At 73.3% G+C, this 15,288-nt stretch carries 10 protein-coding genes; 5 read left to right on the plus strand and 5 right to left on the minus strand.

What is annotated here, in order from left to right:
- Positions 1-27 precede the first annotated feature (27 nt).
- Entirely contained in the window at positions 28-2,271 is a 2,244-nt protein-coding gene (locus NAEX_RS35050; protein WP_096331826.1) for a DUF4215 domain-containing protein, read from the minus strand.
- A 40-nt stretch (positions 2,272-2,311) separates the two neighbouring features.
- Complete coding sequence (locus NAEX_RS35055) at positions 2,312-4,654, minus strand: DUF4215 domain-containing protein (RefSeq protein WP_170136263.1); 2,343 nt, start codon at positions 4,652-4,654, stop codon at positions 2,312-2,314.
- 652 nt (positions 4,655-5,306) lie between these two features.
- Here NAEX_RS35055 and NAEX_RS35060 point away from each other — a divergent pair.
- From NAEX_RS35060 to NAEX_RS35075, 4 genes are all read left to right on the plus strand, one after another.
- Positions 5,307-7,220: an aldo/keto reductase gene (locus NAEX_RS35060; RefSeq protein WP_245913868.1), complete on the plus strand. Its 1,914-nt coding sequence runs from the start codon at positions 5,307-5,309 to the stop codon at positions 7,218-7,220.
- Positions 7,221-7,663: 443 nt separating this feature from the next.
- A complete protein-coding gene (locus NAEX_RS51205) occupies positions 7,664-8,983 on the plus strand; it encodes a hypothetical protein (protein ID WP_170136264.1) in 1,320 nt (439 codons plus the stop codon).
- A 211-nt stretch (positions 8,984-9,194) separates the two neighbouring features.
- On the plus strand, positions 9,195-9,968 hold the full coding sequence (locus NAEX_RS35070; RefSeq protein WP_143141254.1) for an endonuclease/exonuclease/phosphatase family protein: 774 nt from the start codon (positions 9,195-9,197) through the stop codon (positions 9,966-9,968).
- Positions 9,965-11,530 (plus strand): phospholipase D-like domain-containing protein, encoded by a 1,566-nt coding sequence (locus NAEX_RS35075; protein WP_096331831.1) that lies wholly within the window; start codon positions 9,965-9,967, stop codon positions 11,528-11,530. Before NAEX_RS35070 ends, NAEX_RS35075 begins: the two co-directional genes overlap by 4 nt.
- A gap of 90 nt (positions 11,531-11,620) precedes the next feature.
- Here the strand turns inward: NAEX_RS35075 and NAEX_RS35080 are convergent, their stop codons facing one another.
- Together NAEX_RS35080 and NAEX_RS35085 are read right to left on the minus strand one after the other, a co-directional pair.
- Positions 11,621-12,925 carry an outer membrane protein assembly factor BamB family protein gene (locus NAEX_RS35080; protein ID WP_096331832.1) on the minus strand — a complete coding sequence of 435 codons (1,305 nt, stop codon included), beginning with the start codon at positions 12,923-12,925 and terminating at the stop codon, positions 11,621-11,623.
- Between the two features lie 176 nt (positions 12,926-13,101).
- Complete coding sequence (locus tag NAEX_RS35085; protein ID WP_096331833.1) at positions 13,102-13,599, minus strand: hypothetical protein; 498 nt, start codon at positions 13,597-13,599, stop codon at positions 13,102-13,104.
- 90 nt (positions 13,600-13,689) lie between these two features.
- On the opposite strand from NAEX_RS35085, the gene NAEX_RS35090 reads away from it, so the two are divergent.
- Positions 13,690-14,568, plus strand: a complete 879-nt coding sequence (locus tag NAEX_RS35090; RefSeq protein WP_170136265.1) for a LysR family transcriptional regulator — start codon at positions 13,690-13,692, stop codon at positions 14,566-14,568.
- Positions 14,569-14,832: 264 nt separating this feature from the next.
- On the opposite strand, the gene NAEX_RS35095 is transcribed toward NAEX_RS35090, so the two are convergent.
- Positions 14,833-15,186, minus strand: coding sequence for a hypothetical protein (locus NAEX_RS35095; RefSeq protein ID WP_096331835.1), 354 nt, complete (start codon positions 15,184-15,186; stop codon positions 14,833-14,835).
- Positions 15,187-15,288: the final 102 nt, after the last annotated feature.

Below are 15,288 nucleotides of genomic sequence, written 5' to 3' on the forward strand. Positions count from 1 at the left end.
TTCTCCTGTGATTCGGGGTCGCGCGGGTCATTGTTCGAAGCAGTACAGGCGGCGCAGCTGGTTGCACAGGGTCGCCGTCGCGTTGTAGGTCCAGCCGGCGCCGACGACGTCGGTCCGACCCTCGTCGCCGGTCCAGGTGGTCGAGCTCGTGGTCCAGGCGTTGCAACGGGAGCCGGTCGCCGCGCCGGTCTGCAGGGTGCCGGTCCACACCCCCTCGGCGCCGGCGATGCCGCCGAACTCGTTGACGCCGATCGGGGCGGCGAGGGTGCCGTCGATCAGGTCGGCCCAGTTGTCGGCGACCACCACGCCGTCGAGGCGGCGATAGCCGCCGGGCGCGTGGACGAAGCGCGTCACCGGGGTGCTGTTGAAGACGCTGATCCACGCGTCCCAGGTGCCGCCGAGGTCGGCCGCGTCGGCGCGGGCCTGGCACTTGGCCTTGGCGCCGGCGATCCCGCCCAGGTTGCCGCTGTAGGCGACCGCGGTGACGAACACGCGCCTCGGCAGGGTGCAGTCGGACTTGCACGCGTCGGCGTCGTCGTCGTCGGCGTCGTCGCACTGCTCGTGGCCGGCCCACACCACGCCGTCGCCGCAGGCGGCCGCCTGGCAGTCGTTCCGGCAGGCGTCGCCGTCGTCGTCGTCGCCGTCGTCGCAGGCCTCGCCGGCCTGGACGAAGCCGTCGCCGCAGCTGGCTTGCAGGCAGGTGAGGGTGCAGGCGCCGGCGTTGTCGTTGGCCGGGCCGTCGTCGCACTGCTCGCCGACCTGCACGACGCCGTCGCCGCAGGTCATGGCCTTGCAGGCGCTGGTGCACTCGTCGTCGTCGTCCTCGTCGCCGTCGTCGCAGGCCTCGCCCGGGCCGACCACGCCGTCGCCGCAGACGGCCCCGGTGCAGTCGAGCTTGCACGGCTTGTCGTCGCCGTTGCCCGCGCCCTGGTCGCACTGCTCGACCTCGGCCCACACGTGGCCGTCGCCGCACACGGCGTGCTCGCACGCGAGGGTGCAGGCGCCCGCGTCGCTGTTGCCCGCGCCGGCGTCGCACTGCTCGCCGAGGCTGGCCTGCACGAGGCCGTCGCCGCACGTGGGGATCGTGCATTGATCGGTGCAGCCGTCGTCCGGATCGCCGTCGGCCCCGTCGTCGCACGGCTCGCCCGGATCGACGACCCCGTTGCCGCAGCCCTCGAGCGCGCACACCGGGCTGCAGCCGTCGCCGGCGGCGAGGTTGCCGTCGTCGCAGGCCTCGCCGGGGCCGAGGTCGAAGTCGCCGCAGACGTTCAGGGTGCAATCGAGGAGGCAGGCCTGACCGGGGCCGTTGGCGAGGCCCTCGTCGCATTGCTCGCCGCCGCTGCCCTGATCGTGCAGCAGGCCGTCGCCGCAGGTCGCGAGCGCGCAGGCGAGGGTGCAGTCGCTGCCGTCATTGTTGTCCGGGCCGTCGTCGCAGGCCTCGCCGGGCTGGACGTGGCCGTCGCCGCAGGCCGCGGCGGTGCAGGCGGTGGTGCAAAGATCGGTGTCGATCGCGTTGCCGTCGTCGCAGGCCTCGGTGGCCTGGACCAGGCCGTCGCCGCAGGTCGCGGCGACGCAGGTGTTGCTGCACGCGTCGAGGTCGATCATGTTGCCGTCGTCGCAGCCCTCCATCGGGCCGACGTGGCCGTCGCCGCACACGCCCAGGGTGCAGTCGAGCTTGCACGCGGCGTCGTCGGCGTTGCTCGGGCCGTTGTCGCACGCCTCGCCCGGGCCGATGTCGCCGTCGCCGCAGACGTTGGTCGTGCAATTGCCGCGACAGGCGGCGTTCGGGCCGTTGGCGGGGCCGTCGTCGCACTGCTCGCCGAGGGCGGGCTGGTGGTGGCCGTCGCCGCAGGCGGCGGGGACACAGGCGGAGGTGCACAGGTCGGTGTCGATCGCGTTGCCGTCGTCGCATTGCTCGCCGGGGCCGACGAAGCCGTCGCCGCAGGCGCTGGGCTGACATTGGGCGGTGCAGGGGGCGTCGGGGCCGTTGTCTTCCCCGTCGTCGCATTGCTCGCCGGGGCCGACGTCGCCGTCGCCGCAGACGTTGAGCTGGCAGTCGGCGCGGCACGCCTGGCCGGGGCCGTTGGCCGGGCCGTCGTCGCATTGCTCGCCGGGGTCGATATGATCGTCGCCGCAGGCGCTGCCGGCGGTGGAGACGTTGATGTCGACGGCGACGTCGAGGGCGCTGTCGCAGCCCGGGGCCAGAAGCTGCAGCCCGGCCGCGAAGAGGCCCGCGCGCAGGGGATGAATGGGTCGGATCTTCATGGTCATGACGGTGAAATCTCCGGAGGATGTCGAGGGCGCGGCGCGGTCATTGCTCGAAGCAGTACAGCCGCTGCAAGATCGAGCAGTTCGCGCTCAGGGCGAGCGAGCGGGCGGTCCAGTTGAAGTCGGTGACGTCGTTGCGACCCTCGTAGCCCTTGGAGCCGACCGAGGTGCTCGACCAACTGTTGCAATGATCGGTCAGGGCGGTGCCGCTGGCCGAGGTGCCGGTCCACACGCTGGCCTGCGGCACGAGGGCGCCGAATTCATCGCGGTCGATCGGCGCGTCGAGGCTGCCGTCGGTCAGGTCGGCCCAGGACTGGGCGATCTCCTGGCCGTCGAGGCGAGCGTAGTGCGTCGTCGACTTGACGAAGCGGAGCGCCGGGCTGCTGCCGGACGCGCTGATCCAGGCGTCCCAGGTGCCGCTCAGGCCGGCCGCGGCGGCGCGCGTCTGGCACTTGCTCTTGGCGCCGAGGTGGTTGCCGAGGCCGCCGTTGTAGAGGGTGCTGGTGACGAACACCCGCTTGGGCCGCGTGCAGTCGGCGTTGCAAAGGTCGCCGTCGACGTTGTTGCCGTCGTCGCAGGCCTCGACGCCGGCGTGGACGATGCCGTCGCCGCAGGTGGCCGGCACGCAGCCGGGGAGGCAGGCGTCGGTGTCGCTGGCGTTGCCGTCGTCGCACGGCTCGACGCCCTCGTGCACGAAGCCGTCGCCGCACGCGGCGACGGTGCAGGCGAGCGTGCATTCGCCGGTGTTGCTGTTGAGCGGCCCGAGGTCGCACGGCTCGGTGTTCTGCTTGAGCCCGTCGCCGCAGGTCTGCAGCTTGCAGGCGTTGTTGCAGGTGTCGTTGTCGATCGCGTCGGCGTCGTCGCAGGCCTCGCCGGGGCCGACGAAGCCGTCGCCGCAATAGGCCTGGGTGCAATCGAGCTTGCAGGCGTGGGTGTCGGCGTTGCCGGCCCCGTCGTCGCACTGCTCGACCGCGAGCTGGACGAAGCCGTCGCCGCAGGTCGCGAGCTTGCACTGGCTCGTGCAGGCCCCGCCGTCGCTGTTGCCGGGCCCCTCGTCGCACTCCTCGCCCTTGCTGGCCTGGACGACGCCGTCGCCGCAGGTCGGCAGCATGCACGCGTCGGTGCATTCGTCGTCCGGATCGCCGTCCTGGCCGTCGTCGCACTGTTCGGCGGCGTCGACGATCGCGTTGCCGCACGCCTCGTGGGTACACATCGGGCCGCAGCCGTCGCCGCCGGCGAGGTTGCCGTCGTCGCAGGCCTCGCCCGGGCCGAGGTCGCCGTCGCCGCAGACGCCGAGGGTGCAGTCGGCGAGGCAGGCGTGGCCGGGGCCGTTGGCGAGGCCGTCGTCGCACTCCTCGGCGCCGCTGCCCTGATCGTGGACGAGGCCGTCGCCGCAAGTGGCGAGGGCGCAGGCGAGGGTACAGTCGCCGCCGTCGCTGTTGTCGGGGCCGTCGTCGCAGGCCTCGCCGGCCTGGATGAAGCCGTCGCCGCAGGCCGCGAGCGTGCAGGCGTCGGTGCAGGCGTCGGTGTTGTCGATGTCGCCGTCGTCGCAGGCCTCGCTGGCCTGGACGATGCCGTCGCCGCACGGCGGGACGGTGCAAGCGTTGGTGCAGGCGTCGTCGTCGACGTCGTTGCCGTCGTCGCAGCCCTCCATCGGGCCGACGAGGCCGTCGCCGCAGAAGTTGAGGGTGCAGTCGAGCTTGCAGGCGGCGTTGTCGGCGTTGCTCGGGCCGTTGTCGCAGGCCTCGTCGGGGCCGATGTCGCCGTCGCCGCAGACGGCCAGGGTGCAATCGGGGCGACAGGCGGCGTTCGGGCCGTTGGCGGCCCCGTCGTCGCACGCCTCGCCGGGCTGGAGGTGATCGTCGCCGCAGGCGGCGGGGAGGCAGGCGGCGGTGCACAGATCGGTGTCGACGGCGTTGCCGTCGTCGCAGGCCTCGCCGATCTGCACGAGGCCGTCGCCGCAGCTGGCGAGGACGCAGGCGTTGCTGCACGCGTCGTCGTCGACGTCGTTGCCGTCGTCGCAGGCCTCGCCGGGCTGGACGACGCCGTCGCCGCAGGCCGGGCCGACCACGCAGCTGTTGCTGCACGCGTCGTCGTCGACGTCGTTGCCGTCGTCGCAGGCCTCGCCGGGGCCGACGTGGCCGTCGCCGCAGACATGGAGGGTGCAATCGAGCTTGCACGCGGCGTCGTCGCCGTTCTCGGCCCCGTCGTCGCATTCCTCGCCGGGGTCGAGCTCGCCGTCGCCGCAAGGTGGTTCGGGCGAGGGGCTGGTAATATTGATCGAGACTTCCACGCCGCCGTCACAGCCGGTGGCGAGCAGGTGCAGGGCCGTCGCAAGCGCGCACGTGTACGCGCGACGAGCCCCGAGGTTCTTCGGGTTCCCCATCTGTTTTTGACTCCGATCGACTGGTTGGATACGAACGACCCACGCCGCGACCGCCGGGCGAGGCGCGAGCGTGGGGGTCGACTTGAACGCGTCGCCGGTGAAAATGAGTCCGGGGCCGGTCGCGATTTGATCGCGCATCGCCGGCCCGCGAAGACACCTGAACTTCGAGCCATGTGTGTTCGGGCCGCAGGCCGGCGCAGCCCGGCGGTCGGAGTCGCGCCCACGGGCGGGGACGAGCCCGGCCCGCCGTCGCGGCGAGGTGCACCGAGAGCGAGGCGGACAGGCTGATCGATGGAGAGGGGACGAACGCCGGCGCGATGCGGCGCCCGACGACGGCGACGGTCGAGCCGTGTTCGTCGGCGCGGTCACTCGCGCACGAGGACCCGGCGCGGCGGCTGTCCGTGCGACACGAGGGCCGGGCGCGACGCGGCGTCCGACGACGGCGACGTCGGGAGCCTCGCGGTCGATCGGCGGGGGGACGCGGCGACCCGCGTGGTGTGTACGATCGGCGCGCCGCCGTGAGGCAAGTCCGGCGGGCTTCACGATGCGGGCCCGCGGCGTCGGCGGCGGCGGTGGCGGCCGCCGCTTGTATGCACAATTCACGGAGCCGCGGTTGATCCCGGCCCGCCCTCGGGGCTATGCCAGAGATCCCGTGAGCACCCCGACCCCCCTCCATGGCGTCCTCGGTACCCTCGAAGTCCCGCTCGGGCTCGGCCTCCTCCGGCTGTCGACGGAAGGTCGGCCGGGCGAGGCGGAGGCGATCGAGGTCATCCGCTTCGCGCTCGATCAGGGCATCCGCTTGCTCGACACCGCCGACTCGTACGCGCTCGGCGACAGCGACCTGCACTACGGCGAGCAGCTGGTGCGCAAGGCGCTTGCCGGCTGGAACGGCCCGCGCGAGCAGGTCCGCGTGGTCACCAAGGCGGGCCTGGCCCGGCCGAAGGGCAAGTGGGTGCCGAACGGCCGCCGCGAGCACCTGCGCAAGATGGTCGAGGGCAGCCTCAAGGCGCTCGGGGTCGAGCGGATCTTCCTGCTGCTGCTGCACGCGAACGACCCGAAGACGCCGCTCGAGGAGAGCCTGTCGGCGCTGGCGGAGCTGCAGAAGGAGGGGAAGATCGAGCACCTCGGGCTGTCGAACACGTCGATCGCGGAGGTGCGCCAGGCCGAGCGGCACTTCAAGGTGCAGGCGATCCAGAACGAGCTCAGCGTGATCGACCGCGGCAGCGGGGTCGACGGATTGGTGGCACTGGCGCGGCAAATGGGCATACCGTTCCTGGCCCACCGGCCGCTCGGCGGGCACGCGAAGACGGCCAACCTGCTGAAGAACCGGGCGGTCAAGCCGATCGCGGCCCGCCACCACATCACGCCGCACGAGGCGGCGCTGGCCGCCCTGCTCGACCTCGGGCCGCCGGTGGTGCCGCTGTTCGGGGCGACGAAGCGCGCGAGCGTCGAGTCGAGCCTGCGCGCGCTGAAGGTGCCGTTCGACGCCCGCGACCGCGCCGATCTCGAGAGCAAGATCTCGTTCGCGCCGACGCCCGAGGCGCTGGCCGCGACGGCGCCGCCGGTGGTGCCCGCGGGGCTGCGCGCCCTGACGGCCGGCGAGGGCCCCGGCGACGAGCCGGAGGTGGTGATCATGATGGGGGTGCAGGGGGCGGGCAAATCGTCGGAGGTGGCCCGCTACCTCGAACGCGGCTACGCGCGGCTCAACCGCGACCTGCTCGGCGGCGACCTCGACGGGCTGGTGCCGAAGCTGGGCGAGCTGCTGGCGGCGGGGCAGCGCCGGGTGGTGCTCGACAACACGTACGCGACCCGGGTGTCGCGGTTCCCGGTGATCCGGATGGCGCACGCGCACGGGGTGCCGGTGCGCTGCCGATTCATGGCCACGCCGATCGACGAGGCCTACACGAACGTGGTGCTGCGGATCCTCGAGCGCTACGGCAAGCTGCTCGGGCCCGACGAATTGAAGGAGCTGGGGAAGGACGACCCGAACCTGCCGCCGCCGGCGGCGATGGCGAAGTGGGCCGCGAGCTTCGAGGCGCCCCACGTCGACGAGGGCTTCGGCGTGGTCGAGGAGGTGCCGTTCGTCCGCCGCGTCGACCCGCAATTCACGGGCAAGGGGCTGCTGCTCGACGTCGACGGCACGCTGCGCAAGACGAAGAGCGGCGAGATCTTCCCGCGCGACCCCGAGGACGTCGAGCTGCTGCCGGGCCGCCGCGAGGTGCTGCGCCGCTTCGTCGACGAGGGCTACAAGCTGTTCTTCGTGTCCAACCAGAGCGGGGTGGCGTCGGGGACGGTCAGCAAGGACGCGGTCGAGGCCGCGTTCGCGCGGACGATCGCGCTGCTCGACCTGCCGGTGGCGGAGGTGATGTATTGCCCGCACCCGGCCTTCCCGGCCGGCTGCTTCTGCCGCAAGCCGCTGCCCGGCCTCGGCGTGTCGCTGATCCAGCGCCACGGCCTGGCGCGCGAGGGGATCATCATGGTCGGCGACATGGACAGCGACCGCGACTTCGCACGTTCGCTCGGGGTCAAGTACGTCGACGCGCACGAGTTCTTCGCGGGCTCGTGATGGACCTGCCCGCCGAGGACGAGGGCCGTCGCCACGGACGAGGCGGACGATCGTTCGCGGCGAGGTGAAGGGACGAGTCGGCCTCACCGCAATTGCGCGTCGCGCCGAGGTCGAGGCGGACGATCGTTCGCGGCGATGGCACGGTGAGGATGTGCGCCGGCGATGCGGTGGACGTGACGGGAAGCGATCGCGCAGGTCGACGAGAACGTGTTCTCGTGCGGCCTCGGCGGACGAAAGGTCGCGGCGACGAGAACCTGTTCTCGGGGCGAGGTCGAGGTGGACGCGGCGAGGCCGGCACGCGAGGACGTGTTCGCTCGCGCAGAGGACGAGGGGCGTCCGCGCAGACCGGTCGAACGTCCTGTCCGGTGAGAAACGTGTTCTCGTGCGGAGCGGGTCGACGGCGCTTGCGTGGTCGCGGCCGGCGATCGACGATGGTGATGAGCGTGACAGGCGACGCGGACGAAATGGCGGCGTTGCGCGAGCAGTGGCGATGCCTCTGCCAGCGACCGGAGCGCGACGAGCTCGCGACGGCGATCGTCGAGTGGTTTCGCCGCGACGTGGCGGCTGCGCGCGCGGCCTTGCTGACGGCGGGGTCGGAGCCGGCGCCGGCGATGGGTCGCATGCTGCGCGGGGCGCTGGTGCTCCAGTGGATGCGCGAGCGGCGGCCGTATCGACCGGGGGCGCACGCGATCGAGCTGCGGCGCCGACTCGCGGGGGATGCGATCGAGGTCGACGAGGCGCCGGCGGACGAGGAGCCGGGGTCGATCGACCCGGGCGATCCGTTCTTCGCCTGGCGGCTGTCCGAGCTGGCCGAGGCGTCGGCGCCGGAGGGCCGGGCCGCGGTGATCGATCGGGCCATCGAGGCGTTCGCCGCGATCGCGCTGGCGCCGATCGATCCGGGCAACGACCCCGGGCCGTTCGCTCGCCTCGCGCCGTGGATGGACGAGGCGCAGCTGCGGCGCGCGATCGCGGTGAGCGAGCGCATGGCCACCGCCGATTGGCGGCACCAGCTGAGCCACGCCCGCGCCTGTCTGTTCGTGCGGCTGGCCGCGCTCGGCCGCGTCGACGAGGCGGAGCGGCTGCTGCCGGCGATCGCCGACGCGGTGGTCCGCGCCGACGCGCACGGACAGGTCTTCGGGCACCGCGTGGCGCGCGGGGAGGGGTGGTCGCTGCCCGCGGGCGACACGTGGTCCGATGATTCGCTGTTCCTGCGCTTCATCGTCGGGTTGACGCAGGTGCTGGAGCCGCCGGAGGCTGCCCCGCCCGAGGCGCTGCTGCGCGGCTGCCTCGACCGCGCGTGCGCGGTGCAGGAGTCGCTGCTGCGCAGCGCGGCGCTGCAGGTGCTGGTCGACTGCTGGCACGCGGTCGGCCCGCTGGAGCTGTGGGCCTCGCGGGTGCGCGAGCGGGCGAGCGGGCGCGAGCAGATCGAGATGCTCTTGCTGCTGGCGACGCAGCGGGCGACGGAGCGCGAGGCGCGGGCGATCGCGCGGCTGGCCCTCGAGCGCGCGACGACGCCGGAGGGGCTGCGCGAGGGGCTGTGGTTCGACGAGCTGTGGGCGGCGCGCGAGGTGGTGGCGGCGGCCGAGGCGGCGGCCGTGTTCGCGGCGGCGATCGGGCGGGCGGCGACCGACCCGCGCGCACCGCTGTTGCCGCGGCTGCATCAGTCGTACGATTTGGCGGAGTTCCTCCGCTGGGTCGGCGGCGACGCGGCGGTCGCGGCCGGCGTGCGCGCGCTCGACGAGGCGGCGGCGCTGCTGGCCTGATCGTCGGTGTCTGCTCGCGCCGCGGGTGAGAGAGGTACGAAGGAACAGGTCCGGAGGAGCATGTCCAGGAGGACATGTGATTGCGCGCCATCACCGCCGTCGCGCCCGGACGTCGGCGCGACGCGCTCGCGCACCCCGAGCAGGCGCTGCGTCTGCCGACAGTACACACGGGAGGCGCCCCGCGGCGGCGGATCGGTCACAATGGGAGGCCGTGTCCGCCTCGCCCGCGCTCCGCGTGATGACCTACAACATCCGCCACGGGCGCGGCGCGGACCGCAAGGTCGACCTCGGCCGGATCGCCGAGGTCATCGCCTCGGCCGCGCCGGATGTCGTCGCCCTGCAGGAGGTCGACGTCGGCCGCGCCCGCAGCGGCGGCGAAGACCAGGCCGAAGCGCTGGCGCGGCGCCTGAACCTCACGCAGCTTCGCTTCGCCCCGTGCATCACCCACGGGGCGGAGGAGTTCTACGGCATCGCCACGCTGTCGCGCCTGCCGATCGTCGGCGCGCGCCACCTCTTGCTGCCCGGCGACGGCCGCCCGCGCTCCGAGCCGCGCTCGGCGCTGTCGACTCGTCTGGCCTTTGGGCCAGGCGAGGTGGAGCTCGTCAACACGCATTTGTCCCTCCGCGGGTCGGAGCGCTCGGCGCAGGCGCGCGCGCTCGTCGAGGCGTTCGGCCAGCGCGACCTCGTGGTCGTCGGCGATCTGAACTGCACGCCGTACGGGGGGTGTTATCGGCGGCTCGTGGCGCACCTGCCCCGGGCGGCCCGCCGCGTGCTCACCTGGCCGGCGCGCCTGCCGATCCTGCAGCTCGATCACGTCCTCTATCGCGGCCACCTCGAGGTCACCGAGGCAAGGGCGATCGCTACCGCGTTGGCCCGTCGCGCGTCGGATCACCTGCCGATCGCGGCGGCCTTCGCCTACCGCGCGGCGCCCGAGGTCGAGGCGCTCGTCGAGGTCGCGGCGACGGCGGAGGGGCAGGGCGGATGAGCCGCCGGATCCTCCGGCCGAACGACACCTGCGCGGCGGTGTTCCGGGCGACGCGCGGGGGGCTCCTGGTCGACGGCCGCGATTACTACCGCGCGCTGTACCACGCCGCGGCCGGGGCCCGGGAGCACGTCCTGTTCGCCGGCTGGCAGTTCGACACGCGCGTGGCCTTGCTGCGCGGGGCCGACGCGGCGGGCGCTCGCCATCCGGTCGAGTTCCTGGCGTTCCTCAACGCGCTGTGCGAGGCGCGGCCGGGCCTGCAGGTGTACATCCTCGCCTGGGATCATTCGCTGCTGTTCTCGCTCGAGCGCGAGCCGCTGGCCCTGTTCAAGCTGCGCAACCACCCGCGGGTGCAGCTCTGCGCCGACGACGTGCACCCGCTCGGCGCCAGTCACCATCAGAAGTTCGTCGTCGTCGATCGCACGGTCGCGTTCGTCGGCAGCATCGATGTCTGCTGTCACCGCTGGGACGATCGCCGGCACGACGTCGCCAACGAGCTCCGCGCCGACTCGTTGACGGGCGAGTATCCGCCGTATCACGACGTGCAGGCCCACGTCGACGGCCCGGCCGTCGACGCGCTCACCGAGTGGTTCTGCGCGCGCTGGCAGCGGGTCTGCGGGGCGCCGCCGGCGCTGGGACGGCCGCCGCGGCGGCGGGTCGCGCTGCCCGCGTCGGTCCCGATCCGGGTCCCCCGCGTCGGCCTGGCCCGGACGATCCCCGGCGCGAGCGAGGGCCCGACGGACGCGGTCCACGAGCATCGCAACCTCCTGCTCGCCGCGATCGCGGCGGCGCGCCGCTGCATCTACGTCGAGAACCAGTACCTGTCGTCCGAAGCAGTGTTCCTGGCGCTGCTGCGGCGCTTCGCCCGGGGGCCGCGGCTCGACGTGGTGTTCATGCTGCCGCAGCGGACGCATGCGCTGAAGGAGCGGGTGGCGATCGGGATCCGTCAAGACCACCTGCTCGACGCGCTGGCGGCGGCGGCGGTCCGGGGGGGCCATCGCTTCGGCACGTATTGCTCGGTGGCGCCGGCGACCGGCTCGACGCCGGCGGCGCAGGTGTACATCCACTCGAAGCTGTTCGTCGTCGACGACAGGTTCTTGCTGGTGACCTCGGCCAACACCACCAATCGCAGCATGGGCCTCGACACCGAGCTCGGGCTGGCGTGGGAAGCGGACGCGGCGTCGCCGTCGATCCGCCGCGCGCGCGTCGGGTTGCTGGCCGAGCACTCGGGGCTCGCGGGCGAGGAGGCGCGGCGGCTGTTCGCGCCGCTCACCGGGCTGGTCCGTCGCCTCGACGCGCTGGTCGCGGGCGGGCGCAGCCGCCTCCGCCGTCATCCGCGGGAGGAGGGGGCGGGGCGCGGCGATCTGCTCGGCAAGCTGCTGCCCGACGACATCGCCGTCGATCCGGGCAGCCCGATCGAGGAGGTGCTGGGGCGGGCCCAGGAGGCGGACGAGAGCGAACCCCTGATCGCCCGGCTGACGCGCGCGTGGCAGCGCATCAAGGCCGGGCTCGATCCGGGGCACGAGCGCCTGGCGAAGGCGGAGGGCGAGGGCCGAGGCCGGTGACGCCGGCGAGGGCTGTCTCTTCGGACATATCAACAATCGGCGGTGTCGACGCTGCTCGCGGGCGGCGTCGGCGAGACGATCGGCGCTGTCTCAATCGAGGGCGAAGCCGCGGATCCACCAGGTGGTGGTGATGTTGTTGTTGGCCTGCACGGTCCAGATGCTGCCGCCCGCGACGAGCAGCCCGGGGCCGAAGCCGACCCCGACGGGCTGTTCGTTCACGCCGTCCTGCGGGTCGTCGAACTTCGACGACCACAGCAGGGCGCCGTCGCCGTCGTGGAGGCTGACGGCGCCGAGGCCCTCGTGGCCGTCGTCGCTGCCGACGAGGGCGATGCGCTCGCCGGGGCCGGCGATCACCCGCTCGGGTCGCATGAGGTGGATGCCGACGACGGGGCTGAACCACGCTTCGCTCTGGTCGGAATGCAGGCGGCGGACCACGGGCTGGAGGTCCTTGGTCTGCCCGGCGAACACGAGGTCGCCGTCGCCGAGGCCGTCGAGCGCGTGCCAGCGCCGCGAGTCGACCGGGTCGTCGAGCTCGAACTCGAGCAGGGCGCCGGCGGTGTCGAACGCGGCGAGCACCGGCCGCAGGCCCTCGTCGTCGCTCGTCGCCAGGCCGAGGACGAAGATCCGGTCGCCGACGACGGCGAGGTCATGGGCCTCGACGTCCTCGCCTTCGGGCGTGAGGGCCTCCCACACGAGCTGGCCGGTGGCGAGGTCGAGGCGGCGCACGACTGCCCGCTCCTGGGCGCCGGTCTCGTAGTTGGCGATGTAGAGCCCGTCGCTGCCGGCGTCGATGCCCAGCGGGAAGGGCTCGCCGTCCGGAACGACGTGCCACAGCGCCGAGGCGTCGGGGGCGAAGGCGAGGACACCGTCGAACTGGGACTGGACGTAGATCCGCCCGCCGGCGTCCACGGCCAGCGGGCCGGCGCCCTGGGCGCCGATCTTCCACAGTTCGCCGCCATCGGGGGCGAAGGCGGCGAGGAAGGACTCGGGGTCGTAGCCGCTGGCGTAGCTCGTGCCGTCGGCGGCCACGGCGAAGCCGACGAGGTCGCCGGGGCGCTCGACGGTCCACACGATCGCCCCGGTGCGGGTGCAGGCGGCGTCGCAGCCGTCGTGGGGCTCGTCGTTGCCGTCGTCGCAGGCCTCGCCGGGGTCGGCGATGCCGTCGCCGCACACGCCGGGGGCCGGCTCGCCGCCGGTGCCGTCGGTGAGGCCGTCGCTGGCGGTGCCGCCGTCGGTCGGGTCGCCCGTGGGGAGGTCCGGCGCGGTGGTCGAGCCCGGCGTGGTCGAATCGGTGGTCTCGTCCTGCGGGCTGTCGCCCACGACGATCGAGGGGACGCAGGCGGACAGGGTCAGCGCGGACAGGGCGAGGAGCGCGGGGGGGGCGGTGTAAGTCATGGGAACTACCTCCGACGCGGCTCGTGCCCGTCCGGGACGGCTTCCGTCACGACGGAGAAAATTTTTTCGGGGCGCGCCTCGGGGCTCGCGCGGGGCTCGCGGCCACGCGACGCGCTGTCTCGTCGTCGCGCGGCCGCGAGCGCGCGCCGCCGCACAGGCGCGGGCGGGCTCGCGGGTCAGGCCGCGGAGGCCCACTGGCGGGCGGCCCACTCGCGCACGGCGGCCCAGTCGAGGACGTGGGTGGTCCACGGCGGGGCGGGTCGCTTCTGCTCGCCGAACAGCAGCTTGTGCTCGACGAGCCCGCGCAGGTGCTCGAGCACGTCGAGGCGGTCGTCGATCATGACGGTGAGCCGGAGCTTGCGCGCGTGGACGGCCTTGTCGGGGCGCGCGAGGCAGAAGCGCAGGTGCGACGGATCCATGCCGGTCTGGTCCCAGAAGCGGTGGTGCGCCAGCCAGGCCCGCGTCTTGGCCTGCACGCCGGGGCCGCACTTGGATACCAGCCAGGCGTTGCCGCCGGTGCGCGCGACCAGGTCGGCGACCCCGGCGAAGGCGCCGGGGGCCGGCGGGGTGCGCATGGCCTCCTCCTGGCCGCAGCCGAGGAAGCTGGTGTCCGCGCGCCCGCCGATGACCGGGCCGATGATGACGCGGCCGATGTCGATGCCGATTCGATGCATAATTTTATAACTCTCCTGTTCGGTACGCCGGGAGAGTGCATCGCCGTAGCATCCATGTACACGATTCGTTTTGGAGGGTATATTCAAGAAATGGATACCTCGGAGGTCCGCCTCGACTGGCTCCGCGCCTTCCTCGCCGTGGTCGAGACCGGCGGCTTCACGGCCGCGGCGGCGCGCCTGCACCTGTCGCAGCCGGCGCTGCACACCCAGGTCAAACAGCTCGCGGGGTGGGCGGGGCCGCTCTACCGCTTCGAGGGCCGGACGCTGCGGCTGACGCCGCGCGGGCAGGAGGTGGAGGTGCTGGCGCGCGAGGTGCTCGGCGCGGTCGACCGCTTCGCGGCGCGCGCGACCGGCAAGGTGGCGACGGTGCCGGTCGTCAGCGCGGGCCGGGCGCTGCAGCTGTACGTGCTGGCCCACGCGCTGCGCGGGTGGTCAGGGCCGCTGTCGCTGCGGACGGAGGACCGGCCGGCGACGGTCGAGGCGGTCCGCAGCGGGCGGGCCCACCTCGGGCTCACGTCGCTGCTCGAGGCCGACCCGGAGCTCGACGGCACGCGCGTGCTCGAGGTCGGGCAGGTGGCGATCGTGCCGGAGCACGACCCGCTGGCCCAGCGGCGACAGATCCGCGCGCGGGCGCTGGCCGGGCGGCCGCTGATCCTGCCCCCCGCCGGCCGCACGCACCGGGCGACCCTGGCCGCGGCGCTCGGCGGCGACCTGCACGTGGCGGTCGAGGTCGACGGCTGGGAGCTGATGACGCACTACGCGTCGCTCGGCCTCGGGCTCACCGTGGTCAACTCGTACATCCCGACGCCGCCCGGGACGGTGGCGGTGCCGGTGGTCGACCTGCCGCGGCTGCAGGTGCATTTGATCAAGCGCAAGCGGGCGCCGGTGATCGCGGAGGTGGCGGCGCTCGAGGCCCACGTGCGCAAGCACCTGGCGCAGGGGACAGGTGCGGCGCGGGGGCGGGGCTGATGGCCGGAGAGGCACCCCGGGACGCGGGCTGCCGGCGGATGTCTCGAGGAAGGCGGATGTCCGCAGGGACAGGAGAGGGGGCTGGCTGTCGTGGGATGTCTCGAGGGACAGGTCGAGCGACGTGGGCGCCGCGCCGGTGGATGTCCGGATGGACAGGCGGCGTGGCAGTGGTCGTCGGCGCCGGCGAATGTCTCGAGGGCCAGGTCGGACGACGCGGGCGCCACAGGCCCGAGGCCCGGCGATCCGGGCCGTGCTGGGCCGCGGTCACGGCTGCGCGCGCTGGTAGGTGTTGGCGCGCTCGTCCTGGACGACGACGGCGAGGCCGTCGACCGCCTCCATGAGGAGGTCCTGGGCCGGCACGCGTACGCGGAAGCTCCAGCCGTCGGGCGGCGCGAGCACGTCGCCGAGCTCGGCGAGCGCGGCCTCGTCCTGGTCGACTCTTTGGTCGCTGTACGACTGCATGACGTGGACCGCGCCGTCGGCGTCGACGAGCTCGTAGACCGGCTGACCGGCGTGGTGGCGCCACACGGTCTCGCGCGCGACGGTTCGCGGGGTGTAGGGTTGGCCGCCGCCGGCGACGTCGGCGAGGGTCAGGGTGAGGGCGCCGACCTTGCGCATCTCGATCCCGTCGAAGGCACGGACCTCCGGATCGAGGAGGCTGGCCTTGTCGAAGGCGACGTACAGCGCGATCGATCTCGACGAAACGATCGGTAGTCGGGT

Origin of the sequence: Nannocystis exedens, assembly GCF_002343915.1 — a bacterium.
Lineage (GTDB): Bacteria > Myxococcota_A > Polyangia > Nannocystales > Nannocystaceae > Nannocystis > Nannocystis exedens.